The sequence below is a fragment of the Pseudomonas sp. TMW22090 genome (assembly GCF_022496665.1).
Classification (GTDB): Bacteria; Pseudomonadota; Gammaproteobacteria; order Pseudomonadales; family Pseudomonadaceae; genus Aquipseudomonas; species Aquipseudomonas gregormendelii.
In genome coordinates this window covers 1,089,723-1,110,718 of record NZ_SCFH01000001.1, presented here as the reverse complement: position 1 = coordinate 1,110,718, position 20,996 = coordinate 1,089,723, and the positions used below count along the sequence as shown (strand labels likewise).

Genomic DNA, 20,996 nt, shown 5'->3' with positions numbered 1-20,996 from the left:
CTTTCCCAGCATGCAACCGGTTATGAATCCCAAATACCCAGGGCTGTCGGTACGAGTCGCCGACGATGGATTTGCCCCCTATATCTGGGGCAGCGATTTCAGTTTCGAAGTCTCGGCTTACGTCGCCGCCGAAGTCGGCAAGCCAGTGGAGCAGTGGCCCGTGACGCCCATCACGCCGTATCGCAAGTGCTACGGAATTGACCCTGAAGAGTTCAGCAGTTTTCGCGATGCGGCTGACAGCGCGGTGTTCATGGCTTATCTGGACGATGAGCCCGTAGGCCATCTGGTGGTCAGCACCAACTGGAACGGCTTTGCCCATATCGACGAACTGGCGGTGCATGCACCGGCGCGGCGCCACGGTGTCGCCAAAGCCCTGCTGGATGTCGCGCAGTTCTGGACGCGGAAAAAGAAGCTGCCAGGCATCATGCTCGAAACCCAGAACAACAACCTGGGTGCCTGTCGCCTCTACGAGCGCTGCGGCTACGTGGTAGGCGGTATTGATTACCTGCGTTATCGCGGCATCGATCCCAATACGGCCGAGGTCGCGCTGTTCTGGTATCGATTGTTTGATGATCCGCTGGTCATGCCACTCAGTTCGCCAACATCGTCACGGCTTGTTCCGTGATGATCTCCAGCAGGGCCTGAGCCGCCGGTGAAGGTTCGGCGTTCTTCAGGCGCAGGGCATACAGGCTGATCGGCACCGCGGGTGCCAATGGGCAGGTGTCCAGTTCGGCGTGCCTGGCACCCAGGGCGGTGAACGGGTCTACCAGCGCCAGGCCTTCCCCGGCTTCGACCATGCTGCGCATCATCTGGTGCGTCTGCACCCGGATGTGGATGACCGGGACCGGGCGCAGCGCGTGCAGTTTGTGCTCCAGGGCCAGGCTCAGCGGATCATGACCGTCGAGGCCGACCATCGACTGGCCTGCCAGGTCCTGCAGCGAAATGTATTTCTGTTTGGGTTGCAACCAGCCATGGGGTGCCAGCAGCTGGATCTTGCCTTGGGCGATGGCCTGGCAATCGATGTCGGCATGGTCCGGGTCGTGCAGGCTCAGGCCCAGGTCGGCTTCGCGCAGGAGCAGACGCTTGACGATGTCGCGGGTCGGTTGGGTCAGCAGGGTGCAGGGTGCGTCGGGAAGACGCCGGCGCAGGGCGGCAATGGCGTGGGGCAATAGTTTGTGCGCCAGGGGCGCAGTGCAGATGATTCGCAGCGGGGGCGCCTGGTATTGCTTCAGGCTGCTGGCCAGGCGCTGGACCGGCTCAAGTGCTTCATAGACGTGGGCAATTTCAACCTGCAACTCCCGCGCTTCTCGCGTGGCTTGCAGGCGACCACGCACGCTGGAAAACAGCATGAATCCCAGCTGGTCTTCAGCGTCGCGCAGGGTGCGTTCCACCTCGGCCACTGGCAACTGCAACCATTCGGCTGCGGTGCCCAGGTGACCGGTCTGCAACAGCGCCTGGATGACTTCGATATGACGTAAACGCATGCGTGAAGTCCATGTTCGGCAGATGAAGGATTCAGTGTTTGAATCCTAACTCATGTCCGTGCATCTGACTTCTGCTCATAACGGCAGGTTATGAGGCGACGTTCGTTTCCGGCAGCTTGCCGACGTAGGTATCCGGCTCGCGAACGATGGTCACGTCCGATTGGATCAGCAGGAACTGGTTGTCATCGAGCTTCTTGACCCGGTCGCCGATGGCCAGTTTGTAGGTGGTGACAGGCACCGAGCCGGTTAGGCCGTCTGCCGACGGGGTGGATTCCTGGAACTCATGCACTGAATAGACGCGGCCTTCCGCATCTCTTGCATGGAACTGACCGACAAGTACTGCTGCCATCTGCTTAGAACCTCTGGAGATAAATCACTCAATTTGCGGTGTGTAGACCGTGCTTGGGCGAAGTAAGTTTTCTTGCAAGAAAAAAATAGTCACAGGGGCGAATTTTCGGTCGCGTCCTGGGTGAATCGTCATCTATAACTACAGGTTCTTTCCGTTGAACAGTCGAGAATCTTCCATGAGCAACGTCTATTCGGTCGCCGTCGTGGTCGGCAGCTTGAGAAAGGAATCGATCAACCGCAAGGTCGCACTGGCCCTGGCTGATCTGGCTCCGCCAAATCTCAAGCTGGAAATCGTCGAAATCGGCGACCTGGCGCTTTATAACGAAGACATTGATGGTGAATCACCGCCGGCAGCCTACAGTACTTTCCGGCAACACGTGAGTTCATCCGACGCAGTGCTGTTCGTCACTCCGGAATACAACCGTTCTGTGCCGGCCCCGTTGAAAAACGCAATTGACGTGGGTTCGCGGCCTTACGGGCAGAGCGCCTGGAGTGGCAAGCCAGGCGCGGTGATCAGCGTGTCCCCGGGGGCGATCGGCGGCTTTGGTGCCAATCATCACCTGCGCCAGTCCATGGTGTTTCTCGACGTGCCACTCATGCAGCAACCGGAAGCGTACCTGAGTGGGGCGGGGTCGGCGTTTGATGAGGCGGGCAAGCTGTCCGAGTCGGTGAGGCCGTTTTTGCAGAAATTCATTGACGCTTACGGGCGCTGGGTCGAGCAGCACAAGAAGGTCTGATAAACAGCGTTCATTGGGATAGGAGCGGTCTTCGGGATCCTGTATGTTGCATCGATTTTTGAAGGCTGCTCCTGCATGCTCACCGCCTCGCTGATTTTCCTGCTGACCATTACCCTGGTGATCTGGCAACCCAAAGGCCTGGGTGTCGGCTGGAGTGCAGTGCTGGGCGCCGTGCTGGCACTGGTTTTCGGCGCAGTGCACTGGAGCGATATCCCGCTGGTGTGGCAGATCATCTGGAACGCCACCGGGACGTTCATTGCGCTGATCATTATCAGCCTGTTGCTGGACGAGGCGGGGTTCTTCGCCTGGGCGGCGCTGCATGTCGCCCGGTGGGGGCGCGGCAGCGGACGCAAACTGTTTGCCTTCATGGTGTTGCTCGGTGCACTGGTCTCGGCGTTGTTCGCCAATGACGGGGCTGCACTGATTCTCACGCCTATCGTGATTTCCATGTTGCTGGCACTGCGGTTTTCGCCTGCCGCGACGCTGGCGTTCGTGATGGGCGCAGGTTTTATCGCCGACACGGCCAGCTTGCCGCTGGTGGTGTCGAACCTGGTCAACATCGTCTCCGCCGACTTCTTTAACATCGGTTTCAATCGCTACGCAGCGGTGATGGTGCCGGTCAACCTGGTCAGCGTCGCGGCCACCCTGGGTGTGCTGCTGTGGTATTTCCGCCGTGATATCCCCAAGGATTACGACCCCGAACAGCTGGAAGAGCCGGCCAGTGCTATCCATGACAAGGCGACTTTTTATGCCGGCTGGGCGGTCTTGGTCATCTTGCTGGTGGGCTGTTTTGCCCTCGAGCCGCTGGGGATTCCGATCAGTGCCATTTCTGCCGTCTGTGCGGCTCTGCTCTGGGTGGTTGCCGCGCAAGGCCACAAGATCTCCACGCGCAAGGTCCTCAAGGAGGCTCCCTGGCATATCGTGATTTTTTCCCTGGGCATGTACCTGGTGGTGTATGGCCTGCGCAACGCCGGGCTCACGGGTTATCTGGCCGGTTGGCTGGACGGCTTTGCCGGGTATGGCGTCTGGGGTGCGGCGATGGGTACCGGCGTGCTGACGGCGCTGCTGTCGTCGATCATGAACAACCTGCCGACGGTGTTGATCGGCCTGCTGTCGATCGATGCCAGTCAGGCGACCGGTGTCGTGAAGGAGGCGATGATTTATGCCAACGTGATCGGCAGCGACCTGGGGCCAAAGATCACGCCCATCGGCAGCCTGGCCACTTTGCTGTGGCTGCATGTACTGGAGCGCAAGGGAATCAAGATCGGTTGGGGGTATTACTTCAAAGTCGGGATTGTGCTGACGGTGCCGGTGCTGCTGGTGACCCTGGCGGCTCTGGCGGTGCGGTTAACCCTGTGACCGAGGTGGACCCATCGCGGGCAAGCCTTGCTCCCACAGGGATCATCAAAAAGCTCAACCACCACCCGGTACATTCGGCCAAAGATCAGCCACCAGAAACAACCGTTCGGCTTCCTGCCAATCCCCCTCGGCATTTTCCACCAGCCGCACCAGTAGCTGCGCCGGCGCCAGCGGTTCAAGTTCGCCCAACCAGGCCTCCAGTTGCTCCTGGTTCCAGGTTTGTTCTGCGGGGTAGTGGGCAGGCGCAAGCCAGGCATGGCGGGGCAGGGGCTGCCAGCGTCCACCGGGGCGCTGGGTAACGAATGTCGCCCAGTCTTTCTGATGCAGCCAGCTGCCGCGCAGATGCTGGGGATGTGCGCCGCTGGGTGGCTCGGCTGTGCCCGGCCAGGGATACAGCAAGTACCCGCCGAGCCACAGGTGCGCGCTGAACTGCTGGATATCGAGGGCCGCCAACACGGCACGGCTTTCCGGGCGCGCCGAAATGGGCAGTTGGTGCTGGCTCAGGTGCGCCAGCTTGCGGTCAAGCCGGTCGTGACAGCCGGGCCCCAGCCATTGCCCGGTATCCCGGCCATCGCCATGCTGCGGGCCGAGGTACAGCTTGATCGCCAGCTCCAGATGGTGCACGCCGTCGCGATCGCGCAACAGCATGTCCAGTTCGCCCAAGGTGTGACCCTCGCGGCGGATCGGCAGATTCGCTGCGATCAGCTCGATGCCGGGCGCATTGCGCACGGCGTACTGCCAAAGGCGCTCGTAATACAAACCCAGGCGCCGGGTCCGGGCCTGGGCCAGCCAGTGCAGTAAGTCATAACTGTCACGATCGAGCTGGCGCAGCCAGTGTTCCAGGTGCTGCGGCGCCTGTACCCAGTCGCTACCGGCCAGCGGATGGCGCTGCGGCCATGGCGTCTCGCTGAGCATTGGCGGCGCGAGAATGACCCACGCCAGATCACGCACCTCGGGATGGCGTAGCTGGTGGGGCAACTGCAGCAAATCTGGAAATAGGATCATCTTGCGAGCATAGCCTGAAACACGAGTAGCCCCTTGTGGCTGAAAGGATTTTGTCTGCGGCCGGGTTTCGCCCATAATCGTGTTTTTCGCCGACACAGACCCTAGGGGCCCCATGGAGCAATTTCGTAATATCGGCATCATCGGTCGCCTCGGCAGTTCGCAGGTGCTGGATACCGTTCGCCGACTGAAACGGTTCCTGCTTGATCGTCACCTGCACGTGATCCTGGAAGACACCATCGCCGAAGTATTGCCAGGGCATGGCCTGCAGACCTCATCGCGCAAGATGCTCGGCGAAGTGTGCGACATGGTGATTGTGGTCGGCGGTGACGGCAGCCTGCTCGGCGCGGCACGGGCGCTGGCCCGCCATAATATTCCGGTATTGGGCATCAACCGCGGCAGCCTGGGCTTCCTGACCGACATCCGCCCCGATGAGCTGGAAGTCAAAGTCGCCGAAGTGCTCGACGGCCACTACCTGGTGGAAAACCGCTTTTTGCTCCAGGCTGAAGTCCGCCGGCACGCCGAGGCCATCGGCCAGGGCGATGCACTGAACGACGTGGTGCTGCACCCGGGCAAGTCCACGCGAATGATCGAGTTCGAGCTGTACATCGACGGCCAGTTCGTCTGCAGCCAGAAAGCCGACGGCCTGATTGTCGCCACGCCGACCGGTTCTACGGCGTATGCGCTGTCAGCGGGCGGCCCGATCATGCACCCCAAGCTCGACGCTATTGTGATTGTGCCGATGTACCCCCATACCTTGTCGGGACGGCCAATCGTGGTCGATGGCAACAGTGAGCTGAAAATCGTCGTGTCCAAGGATATGCAGATCTATCCGCAAGTCTCCTGTGATGGGCAGAACCATTTCACCTGCGCCCCGGGTGACACCATCACCATCAGCAAAAAAGCCCAGAAGCTGCGGCTGATCCACCCGCTGGACCATAACTATTATGAAGTCTGCCGGACCAAGCTCGGCTGGGGCAGCCGGCTGGGTGGTGGAGGCGACTGATGCTTGATCCCGCGCGTAGCTACGACCTGATCGGTGACGTGCACGGTTGCGCTCTGACCCTTGAGCACTTGCTCGACCGGCTCGGTTATCAAAAGCAGGGTGGCGTCTGGCGGCACACGTCGCGCATGGCGGTGTTCGTGGGCGATATCATCGACCGCGGCCCGCGCATTCGCGAGGCCCTGCATATTGTCCATGACATGGTCGAAGCCGGCCAGGCGCTGTGCATCATGGGTAATCACGAGTTCAACGCCCTGGGCTGGAGCACGCCGGCGCTGCCGGGCAGCGGCAAGCAGTTCGTGCGCGAACACACCCCGCGCCACGCGCGACTGCTGCATGAAACCCTGACCCAGTTCGAGGACCATCCGGCCGACTGGCACGACTTCCTGCAATGGTTTTACGAAATGCCGCTGTTCGTCGATGCCGGGCGATTCAGGGTGGTGCATGCCTGTTGGGATGCCGGCCTGATCGACCCGCTGCGTGCGCTGTTCCCCAACGGCTGCGTCGATGAACATTTCCTCCAGGCCTCGGCCGTGCCCGGCAGTTTTGCCTGCACCGTGTTCGACCGGCTGTTGCGCGGCACTGACATGCGCCTGCCCGATGGCTTGACCATGACCAGTGGCGATGGCCTGACGCGTTCGTTCTTTCGCACCAAGTTCTGGGAAGACGACCCGCAAACCTACGGAGACATTGTGTTCCAGCCTGACGCCTTGCCTGATCCGGTGGCCCGGACGCCGCTGTCCTCTTCCGAAAAAACCAATCTGCTGCGCTATGGTGCGCACGAGCCGTTGCTGTTCGTCGGGCATTACTGGCGCAGCGGCAAACCGGCGCCGATTCGCCCGAACCTGGCCTGCCTGGATTACAGCGCGGTGCTTTACGGTAAACTGGTCGCCTATCGCCTGGACCAGGAAACCCGCCTCGATCCGAACAAGTTCGTCTGGGTCGATGTCGAGCGCCCGGAGGTGTTGCAATGAGTACGGTGGCCGTATTGCGCCTGCCGCTGGCGGTGGACCTGAGCGGATTCGTCAAGCTGCTGCAGCGCATGCAGGTGCCGCACCGGGTCAGCGAGGAGGCGGGTGAGCAGGTGCTCTGGGTGCCGGCCAACATCAGCGAAGACGTGCGCTCACTGTACGAGCGTTTTCCTGCCGGCGACCCCGACCAGCAACTGGACATCCCGCAAACACAAACCTCTCATCGCCCCGGTTTTGTCGAGCAACTGCGCTACGCCAAGGCCACGGCGCTGGTGCTGCTGCTGAGTATCATCGTTGGCGCGGTCACGTTGCTGGGGGAGAACCTCGACACGATGCGCTGGCTGACCTTCCTTGATTTCCGCATCGTCGGCGAGTACATCCACTTCGTGCCGCTGGCGGATAGCCTGGCGGCGGGGCAGTGGTGGCGCCTGGTGACGCCGATGCTGATTCACTTCGGCATCCTGCACCTGGCCATGAACGGCATGTGGTACTGGGAGCTGGGGCGGCGCATAGAGTCGCGCCAGGGCAGCATCAACCTGGTCGGCCTGACGCTGCTGTTCAGCCTGGTGTCCAATTATGCCCAGTACCTGTACAGCGGCCCGACCCTGTTCGGCGGGTTATCCGGGGTGCTGTATGGCCTGCTCGGGCACTGCTGGATCTTCCAGTTGCTGTCGCCCAACCCGGCGTATCGCCTGCCGCGCGGCGTGCTGGTGATGATGCTGGTATGGCTGGTGCTGTGCCTGTCCGGGCTGGTCTCGATGATCGGCTTCGGCGAAATTGCCAACGCCGCCCACGTCGGCGGGTTACTCATCGGATGCTTCACAGGCCTGTTGGGCGGTTTGTACAACCGCCGTAAACTGGCTGCCTGAATTTTTTGCTGTGAATAAAGAGCGCGGAGACCCAATGTCCTCTTTTAACGAAATGATCAAGAACATCACCCCCGATATCTACGAGAGCCTGAAACTGGCGGTGGAAATCGGCAAATGGTCCGACGGTGGCAAACTCACCGCCGAACAACGGGAATTGTCGCTGCAGGCGATGATCGCCTGGGAAATCCAGAACCTGCCCGAAGACCAGCGGACCGGCTATATGGGCCCGCAGGAGTGCAGTTCCAAGTCGATTGAAGTGCCCAATATCCTGTTCAAGTCGGATGCCATCCATTGATCGAGATTGGCCGCGGTGCAATCAGCAAGATGTCGGCGCGCCTGGACGGGCCGAATGTGCAGTACGCGTTTCGTCTGGGTGATGCCGAGGTGCCGGTCAATCCGTTGATCGGCACCACGGTTCGCCTGGAGTACCTGGGGGCGATCCATTGCTCCCATTGCGGACGCAAGACCAAGACCAGTTTCAGCCAGGGTTACTGCTACCCGTGCATGACCAAACTGGCCCAGTGTGACCTGTGCATCATGAGCCCTGAACGTTGCCACTTCGACGCCGGCACCTGCCGTGATCCGGAGTGGGGCCAGACGTTCTGCATGACCGATCACATCGTCTACCTGTCCAACTCGTCAGGGGTGAAAGTGGGGATTACCCGCGCCACCCAGCTGCCGACCCGCTGGATCGATCAGGGCGCGCGCCAGGCGTTGCCGATCATGCGGGCGTCGACCCGCCAGCAGTCGGGCTTTGTCGAGGACCTGTTCCGCAGTCAGGTCGCGGACAAGACCAACTGGCGTGCTTTACTCAAGGGCGAGGCAGTGTCCGTGGACCTGGCGCAAATCCGTGACCAGTTGTTCGACAGCTGCGCCGAGGGGCTGCAAGGTTTGCAGGAACGATTCGGCCTGCAGGCGATCCAGACCATTGCCGACGTCGAGTCCATTGAAATCCGCTATCCGGTCGAGCAGTACCCGGCCAAGATCGTCAGCTTCAACCTGGACAAGAACCCGATTGCCGAAGGCACGCTGCTGGGGATCAAGGGCCAGTACCTGATCTTCGACACCGGCGTGATCAATATTCGTAAATACACGGCTTATCAGCTCGCCGTGCATAGTTAAGGACTCCAGCATGCGCACCGAACAACCGAAGATGATCTACCTGAAGGACTATCAGGCGCCCGAGTACCTGATCGACGAGACGCACCTGACCTTCGAGTTGTTCGAGGACCACAGCCTGGTCCATGCGCAACTGGTGATGCGCCGTAATCCCGAGCGCGGCCCGGGCCTGCCGCCGCTGGTGCTGGATGGCCAGCAGCTGGAACTGCTGTCGGTGACCCTGGCTGACAGCGAGTTGAGCGAGAGCGATTACCAACTGACCGAAAATCATCTGACCCTGCACCCGACCAGCCCTGCGTTCACGGTCGACACCAGCGTGCGGATCCACCCGGAAACCAACACCGCCCTGGAAGGCCTGTACAAATCCAGCGGCATGTTCTGCACCCAGTGCGAGGCCGAGGGTTTTCGCAAGATCACCTATTACCTCGACCGCCCGGACGTGATGAGCAAGTTCACCACCACGGTAATGGCGGAGCAGCACAGCTATCCGGTGCTGCTGTCCAACGGCAACCCGATCGCTTCAGGCCCTGACGAAGATGGCCGGCACTGGGCAACCTGGGAAGACCCGTTCATGAAGCCGGCGTACCTGTTCGCGCTGGTGGCCGGTGACCTGTGGTGCGTCGAAGACACGTTCACCACCATGACCGGCCGCTCCGTGGCGCTGCGCATCTACGTCGAGCCGGAAAACATCGACAAGTGCCAGCACGCGATGAACAGCCTGAAAAAGTCCATGCGCTGGGACGAAGAAGTCTATGGTCGCGAGTACGACCTGGACATCTTCATGATTGTCGCAGTGAACGACTTCAACATGGGCGCCATGGAAAACAAGGGCCTCAACATCTTCAACTCCAGCGCCGTGCTCGCCCGGGCCGAGACCGCGACCGACGCCGCTCACCAGCGCGTCGAGGCGATTGTCGCCCACGAATACTTTCACAACTGGTCGGGCAACCGCGTGACCTGCCGTGACTGGTTCCAGCTGTCGCTCAAGGAAGGCTTCACCGTATTCCGCGATTCCGGTTTCTCCGCCGACATGAACTCGGCCACAGTCAAGCGTATCCAGGACGTGGCCTACCTGCGTACCCACCAGTTCGCCGAAGATGCCGGCCCCATGGCCCACGCCGTGCGCCCGGACAGCTTCATCGAGATTTCCAACTTCTACACCCTGACCGTGTACGAGAAAGGCTCGGAGGTGGTGGGCATGATCCACACCTTGCTCGGTGCCGAGGGCTTCCGCAAAGGCAGCGATCTGTACTTCGAGCGCCATGACGGCCAGGCCGTGACCTGCGACGATTTCATCAAGGCGATGGAAGACGCCAACGGTGTCGACCTGACCCAGTTCAAGCGCTGGTACAGCCAGGCTGGCACCCCGCGCCTGGCGGTGAGCGAGTCTTACGATGCCGCCGCGAAAACCTACAGCCTGACCTTCCGCCAGAGCTGTCCGGCCACCCCCGACAAGGTCGAGAAGCTACCCTTCGTGATCCCGGTCGAGTTGGGCCTGCTGGACAGCCAGGGAGGCGAAATGGCCCTGCGTCTGCAAGGCGAAGCCAGTGCCGAGGGCACTTCGCGGGTGATTTCGGTGACCGAAGCCGAACAGACGTTCACTTTCGTCGATATCGCCGAACAACCCCTGCCTTCGTTGCTGCGCGGGTTCTCGGCGCCGGTGAAGCTGAGCTTTCCCTACAGCCGCGATCAGCTGATGTTCCTCATGCAGCATGACACTGACGGTTTCAACCGTTGGGAAGCCGGCCAGCAATTGTCGGTGCAGGTGCTGCAGGAACTGATTGGTGATTACCAGAAAGGTGAAGCGCTGGTGCTTGATCAGCGTCTGATTACAGCCTTGCACAGCGTGCTGACTGACGAAACACTGGACCAGGCCATGGTCGCCGAGATGCTCTCGCTGCCAGGCGAAGCCTACCTGACGGAAATCAGCGAAGTGGCCGACGTCGACGCCATCCATGCCGCCCGGGAGTATGCCCGCGAGCAGTTGGCGAACAACCTGTTCGAGCCGCTGTGGCTGCGTTACCAGGCCAGCCGTGACCTGTCGAAGAACACGCCCTACGTTGCCGAAGCCGAACACTTCGCGCGTCGTGCCCTGCAAAACATTGCGCTGTCCTACCTGATGCTCAGTGAAAAAGCCGAAGTCCTGGCCGCGACCCTGGAGCAGTTCGAGGCCAGCGACAACATGACCGAGCGCCTGACGGCGCTGGCGGTGCTGGTCAACTCGCCATTCGAAGAACAGAAGGCCCTGGCCCTGGCGAGCTTTGCCGAGCACTTCAAGGACAATCCCCTGGTCATGGACCAGTGGTTCAGCGTCCAGGCAGGCAGCCCGTTACCGGGCGGCCTGGAGCGGGTGAAGGCGCTGATGCAACATCCGGCGTTCAACATCAAGAACCCGAACAAGGTCCGCGCCCTGATCGGTGCATTTGCCGGGCAGAACCTGATCAACTTCCACGCGGCCGATGGTTCGGGCTATCGCTTCCTGGCGGATCTGGTGATCGAGCTGAACGGCTTCAACCCACAGATCGCCTCCCGGCAACTGGCGCCGCTGACCCGCTGGCGCAAATACGACGAGGCCCGCCAGGCGCTGATGAAAGGCGAACTGGAGCGCATTCGCGCGTCGGGCCAACTGTCCAGCGATGTGTTTGAGGTGGTCAGCAAAAGCCTGGCCTGATACCAATGCCGCAGGATAACCCTATCCTGCGGCAATCTGGCCCTGCTATCCCACTGCACTCTACCCGTGATATCCGTCCACACTCTGTCCCTGTTTCCCCGCTGAACTGTACCCCTGTAGGAGCAGCCTTCGGCAGCTCCTACAGGGGGGGTTATCACCTTTTTCAATACCCTGCCATCACCGTCACCCCTTATCCCGCCAGTTAACAAAAGATAACGCGGCGTCGATTGTCAGACCTTTCCAAACCCCGATAGGATAAGCCAGCTTCCGAAGGGGCTCTAGATTGCGCATTTCAGGACTATGCTCCAGGACAGGCAATCAGCGTGAGCACCCTTACGGCGCCCTGAAGGGTTGAACGACCTAACAATAATAATGGGGGAAAGGTCTATGAGTGAGCCTGTCATGGGTGTGGGTAGCTGCCGCCCGCCGGCATTGCGCAAAATCGCGTTGCTGGCTACAGCGCTCTCGCTGTTGGGCTGTGCCCTGTGGTCGGCGCCAGTGCTGGCCGCTGCCGCGTCGGCATCCGACGTTGTTTATTCCGTTGAATCGGCCAAGGCCAGCAAAAGCCTGATGCTCGACGTCGTGCACGCCGGCAAGCGCCTGATAGCCGTTGGCGATCGCGGGCACATCCTGTATTCCGATGACCAGGGCGCCAGCTGGACCCAGGCCAAGGTGCCAACCCGGCAACTGCTGACCTCGGTGTTCTTCGTCGACGACCAGCATGGCTGGGCGGTCGGCCATGACGCGCAGATCCTTGCCAGTGAAGACGGTGGAGTGACCTGGACCAAACAGTTCGAAGACCTCAAACGTGAATCGCCGCTGCTCGACGTCTGGTTCCAGGACGCCAACAGCGGCTTCGCCGTGGGCGCCTACGGCGCGCTGCTGGCCACGAGCGATGGTGGCAAGCACTGGGAAGATGTCAGCGATCGCCTGGATAACGAAGACCAGTTCCACCTCAATGGCATTGCCGCCGTCAAGGACGCCGGGCTGTTCATCGTGGGCGAGCAGGGCAGCATGTTCCGCTCTGCCGACTGGGGCCAGACCTGGGAAAAACTTGAAGGCCCATACGAAGGCTCGTTGTTTGGCGTGATCGGTACCGCTCAGGCCAACACCCTGTTGGCCTATGGCCTGCGCGGCAATCTGTTTCGCTCCATCGATTTCGGCACCACCTGGGAGCCGGTTGAACTGCAGGCCACCCGGGGCACTTTGGAGTTCGGCCTGTCCGGTGCGACCTTGCTCGACGACGGCTCCATCGTCATCGTCGGCAACGGCGGCAGTGTGGTGCGCAGCACCGACAACGGCGAAACCTTCAGCGTGTTCAATCGCCCCGACCGCATCTCCGTCTCGGCGGTGACAGCGGCGGGCAATGGCAATCTGATTCTGGCAGGACAGGGCGGCGTTCGCGCTACTTCGCTAACCGGCGCCGAGCTGGGCAAATAACAATAAGGCGGAGCTATGACATCCATGACCAGTCATCACCAGGACAAGGCGACGTTCCTCGAGCGCCTGATTTTCAACAACCGCCCGGCAGTGATCACCATCTGCCTGCTGGTCAGCATTTTCCTGTTCTGGCAGGCGACGCTGATTCGACCCTCCACCAGTTTCGAAAAGATGATCCCGCTGGAACATCCTTTCATCCAGAAGATGATGGAGCATCGCAACGACCTGGCCAACCTGGGCAATACGGTACGCATTTCCGTCGAAGCCACTGACGGCGACATCTTCTCCAAGGAATACATGGAGACCCTGCGTCAGATCAACGACGAAGTGTTCTACATTTCCGGCGTCGACCGCTCCGGCCTCAAATCGCTGTGGAGCCCCAGCGTGCGCTGGACCGAGGTGACGGAAGAAGGCTTTGCCGGGGGGGAAGTCATCCCGCAGAGCTACAACGGTTCCCAGGAAAGCCTCGACCTGCTGCGCAACAACGTGCTCAAGTCCGGACAAGTCGGGCGCCTGGTCGCCAACGACTTCAAGTCCAGCATCGTCGACATCCCGTTGCTGGAGTCCTATCCGGACCCGCAGGACCAAGGCAAGCTGCTGGCCCTGGACTACCGCAAGTTCTCCCACGAGCTGGAAGACAAGATCCGCGACAAGTTCGAGAAACAGAACCCCAATGTCCAGATCCACATCGTCGGTTTCGCCAAGAAAGTCGGCGACCTGATCGACGGGCTGGTGATGGTGGTGATGTTCTTCGGCGTGGCCTTCGTCATCACCCTGATCCTGCTGTACTGGTTCACCAACTGCATGCGCAGCACCGTGGCGGTGTTGAGCACGACGCTGGTCGCGGTGATCTGGCAGCTCGGGTTGATGCACTTCTTCGGCTTCGGGCTTGACCCGTATTCGATGCTGGTACCGTTCCTGATCTTCGCCATCGGGATCTCCCATGGCGTGCAGAAGATCAACGGCATCGCCTTGCAATCGAGCGAGGCGGACAACGCCCTGACCGCTGCGCGGCGCACGTTCCGCCAGTTGTTCCTGCCCGGGATGATCGCAATCCTCGCCGACGCCGTGGGCTTCATCACGCTGTTGATCATCGACATCGGGGTGATTCGCGAGCTGGCGATCGGCGCGTCGATCGGCGTGGCGGTTATCGTGTTTACCAACCTGATCCTGCTGCCAGTGGCTATTTCCTACGTCGGTATCAGCAAGCGCGCCGTGGAGCGCAGCAAGAAGGATGCACACCGCGAACACCCGTTCTGGCGCCTGCTGTCGAACTTTGCCAGCCCGAAAGTCGCACCGGTGTCGATCGTCCTGGCGCTGCTGGCCTTCGGTGGCGGCCTCTGGTACAGCCAGAACCTGAAAATCGGCGATCTCGACCAGGGTGCTCCGGAACTGCGTCCGGACTCGCGCTACAACAAGGACAACAACTTCATCATCAGCAATTACTCCACCAGCTCCGATGTACTGGTGGTGATGGTCAAGACCAAGTCCGAGGGTTGCTCGCGCTATGAAGCCATGGCGCCCATCGACGAGCTGATGTGGAAGATGCAAAACACCGAGGGCGTGCAGTCGGCGATCTCGCTGGTGACCGTGTCCAAGCAGATGATCAAGGGCATGAACGAGGGCAACCTGAAATGGGAAACCCTGTCACGTAACCCGGATGTATTGAACAACTCCATCGCCCGGGCGGATGGGCTGTACAACAACAGCTGTTCCCTGGCGCCGGTATTGGTGTTCCTCAACGACCACAAGGCCGAGACCCTCGACCGCGCGGTGCATGCGGTACAGGAGTTCGCCAAGGAAAATAACAAGGATGGCCTGGAATTCATCCTGGCGGCCGGCAATGCCGGGATCGAAGCGGCGACCAACGAAGTCATCAAGGAGTCGGAGCTGACCATCCTGATCCTCGTCTACCTCTGTGTCGCGACCATGTGCATGATCACTTTCCGTTCCTGGGCGGCGACCTTGTGCATCGTGTTGCCGCTGGTACTGACATCGGTACTGGGCAACGCCCTGATGGCCTTCATGGGCATCGGTGTGAAGGTCGCGACCCTGCCGGTGGTGGCGCTTGGGGTGGGTATCGGTGTGGACTACGGCATCTACATCTACAGCCGCCTGGAAAGCTTCCTGCGTGCCGGCCTGCCATTGCAGGAAGCCTACTACCAGACACTGAAATCCACCGGCAAGGCGGTGTTGTTCACCGGCCTGTGCCTGGCCATCGGTGTGTGCACCTGGATCTTCTCGGCCATCAAGTTCCAGGCCGACATGGGCCTGATGCTGACCTTCATGCTGCTCTGGAACATGTTCGGTGCGCTGTGGCTGTTGCCGGCGCTGGCGCGGTTCCTGATCAAGCCGGAGAAACTGGCGGGGCAGAAGGGCAACTCGTTGTTCGCTCACTGATCCCGGGCTGAAATAGAAAAGCCGCAACCAGTGTTGCGGCTTTTTTTTTTGTGGTGCGCCACGCGTGGCGCGTTGCTCGTCAGCGCAATCATTTTGGCTGTGGTGGCCTCGCGGGTGACTTGGAGGTGAAAGTCCTCTACACACCCGGCAGGGGGCTGTGAGGCGTCGTGCCTGAAATTAGCCAGTTACACATCGGCACGTCTGTCATTTGGGGGTTTGAGCGTTTTTTGCAAAAATTTGCTTGGGCGCTGGCGCTTAATGGCTGTGACTGTCGCTCGTGGCCGTTCCCGCACAAGAGAGGTCTTGATCGAAGTTTCCCCAACACAGGAGAGGTATATGGGAGTTGGTATTGCTACGCGGTTGAGTCCTATAACAAACACTATTTATTCGTCCGTGCCAGCCGCCCTTTCGCCATGTACTGCCATGCATCAGCAGTTGGTCGCTTCAGGGAATGCACATATCGGCCTTGCTTCGCCCTTCAATACCAGCGCTACTGAGCAGAAACAGCGGACGATGTTGCTTCAACGCCACGGGTCTTATCAACAAAAAAAACCCTTATCCGCCAAGAATCTGAGCGAATCTCCCTTGTACGCTCGGCCCGGCTGCTTGCTCGCAAGAGACTCTTTGCAAAAATGCTTCGAGTGGGAACTGAACAAACATGGGTGCAATACCAAGGATTTACAGGGGGGCATCGACGACCTGATAGAGTGGTTACTCGAGGCTGATTCTCCATTAGAACTGGAGTTTGGAAAAATCCAGCAAGGACTCAAGGAAGGAATCCAGTCTGGCCAGCGCCCAAAGGCCGTTATCAAGCGATTTACGCGTGCAGCGGATCATCAGGGAGGGGCCTCGTCGCAGGCCCCTTGCTGGGGGCAGAAGATGGAGGACGTGCATCGTTTACTCTCGTCTTCACCGCCGCCGCAGGCCCGTGCCGGGGCACTGACAGACCAAGGTCCGAGCCAGACGATTGCCGATCAACTGAGGCCTACGTTCTGGTTGCCCGGTGTTATGGCGGATGGTGAAGTTCGCTATGAAGTGCTAACTAACGATGTGCAGTTTCCCCCCGGCGTTCGAGAGGCATCGTCTGTGGTGACAGGCGGTGTGTCGAGATTTTGCAAATCGCCCTTCGCCACCGCTTTAGTGGCAGGCGGCACTTTTCTAACCGGCGGTGCTGTAACCAGCGCTGCTTATTGGCTATACGATACGCTCAGGGCGAGTCCGGCGCCGGATTCCGGCGAGGCCGTTAATGTTACTCCGCCTGAATGGGCAGGCAATAGGACTGCGGAGCCAGAGGACTTCAGCCACAGGAAAAGGCCTTATCACGGCTACGTAAAACACCCCGGTGGCGAGGAGGAGGGCAAGTGACGCCACAAAACTTCGGAGGTGGATGTGCCAGTTGACGGCGCTCAGGGGTCGAATCGCGCAGGCAGTATCACTTCACCCCAGAAGTCCCGGTCTCCGCAGCGCAATACTGTGAACGGCGAGCTCGTGGGCACGAAGAACAGCCCTTATACTTCAGGAGTGTCCTTGGGCGGAAAGATGCCTGTTCTTTCACTTGCACAAAAGAAGCAGGCATGGCAACAGAACAAACAAGCAGCGCAGGACGCAGCTCATGAGTTCGATGATCGCTGGTGTGCATTGTTGCTGGGCGTGGCCGGTACCTTGGAGAAAGAGGCCCCTGTCAGGAGGGTTTATTTCCACGAGCTGAAACAAACGAGCTTCACTGAAAACCCTGTCGGCATGTTGAACTTTGTGATTAAGAAGCACGATGAGATTAGACGGTTGGATTGTGAGGCGTCGTACATTTTTCTTGCATCAAAACAAAGGGATAAAATAGAAGAACATCTTGAACTGCTGCGCCCCCTGGATGAAACCTATCAGTGGATCGGAGCTCAATATGAGTGGCGTGCACATTCATACACTGAGAAGCTCGAAGAGCTTGACTCTAACGATGAATTGAAATTAAAGCTCACGTCAAACGGTACGGTGTCTAAGATAAAAGAGACAATCGATGCCCAGAAAATTTTGATTGAAAAAATCCACGATCTTCGGGTTTGCTTGCGAGAAGAGCAAGATCGTTTAATGAGCATGCTCAATGAATTACCAAGTCGCCAACCGGATAAACCGAGTAGGCGGATGAAAAGCTCAAGCCAGGTATTCAAGCGCCCTCCTGAAAGGCCTGCCAAAGCGAAATCAAGCAAAGCCGCCGGTGCCAAGCCGACTAATCTGATCGAGTTCACCACGCTAGCGGATAACGATTCGGGCAATGTGAAAACCCTGTCTGGCAAGCCATGCAAGGACAATCCCGATGTCGTTTATACATTGGATAGAAATGGTCAGCGCACGGCAACCTATCACCGTTCGCCTAACCGGCAGCTGTACGTGAAGTATGAACCTGCCATCAGGGTCAGTGGTGCTGCAACTAGCACCCGTACACTCAGTTTGAGTGAGTTGGAGAAGCATCAGCAAGACAGGATGTCGGAAGTGGGCCGATGCAGAAAAAAGGGCCAATACTCTCTTCGTCAGTCCAAGTGGAGTCCTGTGGGCGTATATGCAGATTTTGAGTGCCAGGCTAATAGGCTCCGCGCCTTCGCCGACGAAGTCGAAGAGAGCAAGCAGGGGTTGTGCGATGCCGGGGATCAAAAGCGTGCCGGTGAAATGGCTGATACCCTGAAAGCTGAAGCGACGAAGCTTGTCGAGGAAGGTGAAAACATACGTCTTGAAATGACTGTGCACGCCGCGCCGATCATTGCCCACTTAGAGTATTTGTATGAGCTTAATCTACTGCAGATTACCCAGACAATTCACCGAAAGCCCCTTGAGCGCGCGGTGTCATATTCTGTCGCTAACAAGCCAATCAAGGAACCGGACTACCTCGATGAGTTTGAGATATGGGTCAAGGTCAAGGGCACGCCCATGCTCTGGGCCCTTGCCCATATGCACTACCCGGCCAATGACACAGCTCCCGGATGTTTTAACAACGCGCATTTGAAACGGCCTGAGCAAAAACACGACACAGGGAAGGGTATCCATTACGGTGAATTTTGTCAGCGGCTGTACAGCAAGTTCTTCTTAAAGGCGTCCGTTAAGCCTCATGCCGATTAGTTTAAAATTTGACAACACAAACAAGCGCGCTCCCACAGTTCTTGACTGATCGGCATCAAGCCGTTGCACCGGTGTATTTTATACTGCGGCTCTGCCGGAATTGATTTTTTGGTCATCGGGAGGATAAAAACCTCATGGCCAAGGTCAAGCCTCGTCCAATAGGTTTGTGCGTAAAACTCCTATCAATGTGTCTATGTGCTGCGCGCTCTTGTTGGCGTTTTATCAGGCTTTCCAGGGTTCCAATTGCCTCGTTAACGTAGAGTAAAGAGTGCTTTAATTCAAGGAGGTCTTCCCTCATTACTGGTTGAGTATTTTTATAGAGGTCTGCGATGCTTTCGGTCAGTCGTTGCTGGCTCAGTAGAAGTTCCTGCAGCAATTGCCTTATGGCGCCGTCTAGAGTCTTAAAGCCCTTACTCATGCTTCTGGCGGTGTGCTCGTTCGGCTTGCTCGACAGTAGATTGACATTGGCAATCAGCTCTTCGTTGAACTGTTCTTCTCTTGTTTTTACCCCCGCCTGACCTGAAGACCGGGTTTGATGAAGGGCGCTTACCGTTACCGAGGTCAGTTTGTTTGAACCGTTACCGGCTGACAATAAGCCAGAGAAGCGCTGACGCAGCGCTACCTGAGGTATCGAGACGGTTTGCGCTACTGGTGATAAATATGTCAAGTGTATTCACTTCTCTCAAAACACCCATTCAAGCTCTACCTCGCCCAGCCTTTTCGCTTGCATAAAGCGCTCATTCGCACTATTGACTCGGGCATATCCGGGTCGTTGGCGGCGATGCCGAGGTGTTCGCACCCTGGAGGGGGGGCAGAATACAAACATCCTCGGCGAGAATATGCCGGCGTATTTTTACCCCTGCCAAGGACACCCAGCGGCGTTGGCCGCATAGGCGCTTTGTGCAAGTTAAAGCCAGGTGCAGACTTCAAAGTGCTGGCCGTCAGTGAGGAACATCAAAGGCCGCTAAAAGGAAGGGATATTTATGGACGTCAATCGCACGCCGGGTCCCGCCGGGTTTTCAGGCCAGTTCGTCAATAGTTCCATGCCTCTTTTCTCGGGGCAGGTAAGGGGCCAGGTGCAGTCGGTGGGAAATTCGGTCAATGTGATGGCCGGGCCGCACGCGGAGACCTCCGGCAGGAGGGCTGGTGTGCAGTTCAAGGACCTCATATTCTTCACCAGGCGGGCCGACAACAGCACCATCTACTCCTGTGACGACAAGTTTTATATTAAGGGAGGAGGGGGCGCAGTCGAGGTGCATTCGCCGGATGGCTGGGAGACGGTGCTGATGTCCTCTCCGAGCTTTTCGGATGGCGGGGACCGGCCGTTACGCTGGCACCGTGGTCTCTGGCGTGTTGCTAACGGCGCCAGGGCGGAGGTCACGACCCCGTTACAGTGGCGTGCATGCGGATTGGTCGGGTTGGAGGCTCCAGAGGTCGTTTTGCCGGACCCTGCACTCGCCGAGATGGCGCTTTATGCGTTTAATTTTCCGCAATGGCCCGACGGTGATTTTCTAAAAAAATGGCTTCTTTACGATTGGTTCAACCCTATGCCGCGTCATCGGGGCGAGGGCGGGTGGCCTGCCTGGGCCATACACTACTCAGTGCCTGAGAGATCAGTGCCTCCGCACCTTGTCCAGAACTTACTCGATAGCGGGGCATTTCCCAATCGGGCCATCATCCATGCTTATGCGAAAACGATTGCGCGCGTTTTTCCGACTGATGACAACGAGGACCTTATGTATCGGCTTACTCAAGGTAAGAATACGCAGCGGGTGTGTGAATACTTTTCCTCGCCGGCATCTATTAAGGCGAAGGCAAGGCAATTGGTCAACGCAGGAGACTTCGGAACGCTTGAGTTGTTACGCGATTACAGGAACAAGTTCAAGTTTCCGACAACGACAGATGGCCAAGTGTTAGAAATGGCGTTGTTGTCGGATCGACGTGATGGCGGCAGGACGCCCGCCTGGTCGGGTTATTACTTGAGATGGTCAACCTGTTATAAGTACTTCAAAATGGTGGGGCCGGTCAGCGACGGCGAGCGACAGCGCCTATTGACGGCGGCATTGGCGACGCGATCCAACAATAGCTTTCCTAGAGCTGAAAGGTATCTGGCGCAATTCGCTATTTTGGACCCGCAGAAAGTGCCCGTTTGGGATCTGCTCGAGGAGCTGGTCCTGGATAAAATGCTGGAAGGAGGTCAGTGGGCGGAGCAGGCGCCTCCCAATGGACCGCCCCTCGCACCGCCCGCTCCGGCCTGGCCCATGATTGGCCCTCCCTCGTCTGCGGCCATCGGGCCTGTGCAGTTGCCGCTGTCAGGGGCGTCATTGCCAGGGGTGGCACCCAGCTCACTGACGTTATTGCCGCGATGACCATTAAGCTGAGCGAAGGCCATGCGCTGGAAGAATCAGGGTGGGCAGGCAGCGGTCACGGTTATAGGCCAGGTGATTTTAGCCTGGATGCCTTGGCAGCCTGCGCGCTTTGTGCAGTT

18 protein-coding genes are annotated in these 20,996 nt (G+C 58.9%); 14 read left to right on the top strand and 4 right to left on the bottom strand.

Features of this window, described 5'->3' with window-relative positions:
• Positions 1-10: 10 nt before the first annotated feature.
• A complete protein-coding gene (locus EQV97_RS05090) occupies positions 11-625 on the top strand; it encodes a GNAT family N-acetyltransferase (RefSeq protein WP_122839666.1) in 615 nt (204 codons plus the stop codon).
• Here the strand turns inward: EQV97_RS05090 and EQV97_RS05085 are convergent.
• Positions 591-1,484 carry a LysR substrate-binding domain-containing protein gene (locus EQV97_RS05085; protein WP_122839667.1) on the bottom strand — a complete coding sequence of 298 codons (894 nt, stop codon included), beginning with the start codon at positions 1,482-1,484 and terminating at the stop codon, positions 591-593. The two genes, EQV97_RS05090 and EQV97_RS05085, sit on opposite strands and share 35 nt — an antisense overlap.
• 88 nt (positions 1,485-1,572) lie before the next feature.
• Positions 1,573-1,833 carry a hypothetical protein gene (locus tag EQV97_RS05080; RefSeq protein ID WP_045061599.1) on the bottom strand — a complete coding sequence of 87 codons (261 nt, stop codon included), beginning with the start codon at positions 1,831-1,833 and terminating at the stop codon, positions 1,573-1,575.
• A 175-nt stretch (positions 1,834-2,008) separates the two neighbouring features.
• On the opposite strand from EQV97_RS05080, the gene EQV97_RS05075 reads away from it, so the two are divergent.
• Positions 2,009-2,569 carry an NAD(P)H-dependent oxidoreductase gene (locus EQV97_RS05075; protein ID WP_122839668.1) on the top strand — a complete coding sequence of 187 codons (561 nt, stop codon included), beginning with the start codon at positions 2,009-2,011 and terminating at the stop codon, positions 2,567-2,569.
• 75 nt (positions 2,570-2,644) lie between these two features.
• Complete coding sequence (locus tag EQV97_RS05070) at positions 2,645-3,928, top strand: arsenic transporter (RefSeq protein WP_122839669.1); 1,284 nt, start codon at positions 2,645-2,647, stop codon at positions 3,926-3,928.
• Between the two features lie 54 nt (positions 3,929-3,982).
• On the opposite strand, the gene EQV97_RS05065 is transcribed toward EQV97_RS05070, so the two are convergent.
• Positions 3,983-4,933, bottom strand: a complete 951-nt coding sequence (locus tag EQV97_RS05065) for a DUF1853 family protein (RefSeq protein ID WP_240888561.1) — start codon at positions 4,931-4,933, stop codon at positions 3,983-3,985.
• Between the two features lie 112 nt (positions 4,934-5,045).
• Between EQV97_RS05065 and EQV97_RS05060 the strand changes: the two genes are divergently transcribed.
• The 10 genes from EQV97_RS05060 to EQV97_RS05015 all read left to right on the top strand — a co-directional run bounded on the left by EQV97_RS05060 (position 5,046) and on the right by EQV97_RS05015 (position 18,508).
• Complete coding sequence (locus EQV97_RS05060) at positions 5,046-5,936, top strand: NAD(+) kinase (RefSeq protein WP_010459816.1); 891 nt, start codon at positions 5,046-5,048, stop codon at positions 5,934-5,936.
• Positions 5,936-6,907, top strand: a complete 972-nt coding sequence (locus EQV97_RS05055) for a metallophosphoesterase (protein ID WP_122839671.1) — start codon at positions 5,936-5,938, stop codon at positions 6,905-6,907. Before EQV97_RS05060 ends, EQV97_RS05055 begins: the two co-directional genes overlap by 1 nt.
• Positions 6,904-7,773: a rhomboid family intramembrane serine protease gene (locus tag EQV97_RS05050; RefSeq protein WP_240888560.1), complete on the top strand. Its 870-nt coding sequence runs from the start codon at positions 6,904-6,906 to the stop codon at positions 7,771-7,773. The genes EQV97_RS05055 and EQV97_RS05050 overlap by 4 nt, the downstream gene beginning before the upstream one ends.
• Before the next feature lie 34 nt (positions 7,774-7,807).
• Entirely contained in the window at positions 7,808-8,068 is a 261-nt protein-coding gene (locus EQV97_RS05045; protein WP_122839673.1) for a DUF1315 family protein, read from the top strand.
• Positions 8,065-8,895, top strand: coding sequence for a DUF2797 domain-containing protein (locus EQV97_RS05040; RefSeq protein WP_240888559.1), 831 nt, complete (start codon positions 8,065-8,067; stop codon positions 8,893-8,895). Before EQV97_RS05045 ends, EQV97_RS05040 begins: the two co-directional genes overlap by 4 nt.
• Before the next feature lie 10 nt (positions 8,896-8,905).
• On the top strand, positions 8,906-11,563 hold the full coding sequence (gene pepN, locus EQV97_RS05035) for an aminopeptidase N (protein WP_240888558.1): 2,658 nt from the start codon (positions 8,906-8,908) through the stop codon (positions 11,561-11,563).
• 387 nt (positions 11,564-11,950) lie between these two features.
• Positions 11,951-13,003, top strand: coding sequence for a YCF48-related protein (locus EQV97_RS05030; RefSeq protein WP_122839676.1), 1,053 nt, complete (start codon positions 11,951-11,953; stop codon positions 13,001-13,003).
• 15 nt (positions 13,004-13,018) lie between these two features.
• Positions 13,019-15,403 carry an RND family transporter gene (locus EQV97_RS05025; RefSeq protein WP_163019435.1) on the top strand — a complete coding sequence of 795 codons (2,385 nt, stop codon included), beginning with the start codon at positions 13,019-13,021 and terminating at the stop codon, positions 15,401-15,403.
• Between the two features lie 423 nt (positions 15,404-15,826).
• Positions 15,827-16,768 carry a hypothetical protein gene (locus EQV97_RS05020; RefSeq protein ID WP_240888557.1) on the top strand — a complete coding sequence of 314 codons (942 nt, stop codon included), beginning with the start codon at positions 15,827-15,829 and terminating at the stop codon, positions 16,766-16,768.
• A 162-nt stretch (positions 16,769-16,930) separates the two neighbouring features.
• Positions 16,931-18,508, top strand: coding sequence for a hypothetical protein (locus EQV97_RS05015; RefSeq protein ID WP_163019436.1), 1,578 nt, complete (start codon positions 16,931-16,933; stop codon positions 18,506-18,508).
• 112 nt (positions 18,509-18,620) lie between these two features.
• Here the strand turns inward: EQV97_RS05015 and EQV97_RS05010 are convergent, their stop codons facing one another.
• Positions 18,621-19,175 carry a hypothetical protein gene (locus EQV97_RS05010; protein WP_240888556.1) on the bottom strand — a complete coding sequence of 185 codons (555 nt, stop codon included), beginning with the start codon at positions 19,173-19,175 and terminating at the stop codon, positions 18,621-18,623.
• A gap of 316 nt (positions 19,176-19,491) precedes the next feature.
• Between EQV97_RS05010 and EQV97_RS05005 the strand changes: the two genes are divergently transcribed.
• Entirely contained in the window at positions 19,492-20,877 is a 1,386-nt protein-coding gene (locus EQV97_RS05005) for a hypothetical protein (protein ID WP_240888555.1), read from the top strand.
• The last annotated feature ends 119 nt before the right edge of the window (positions 20,878-20,996 follow it).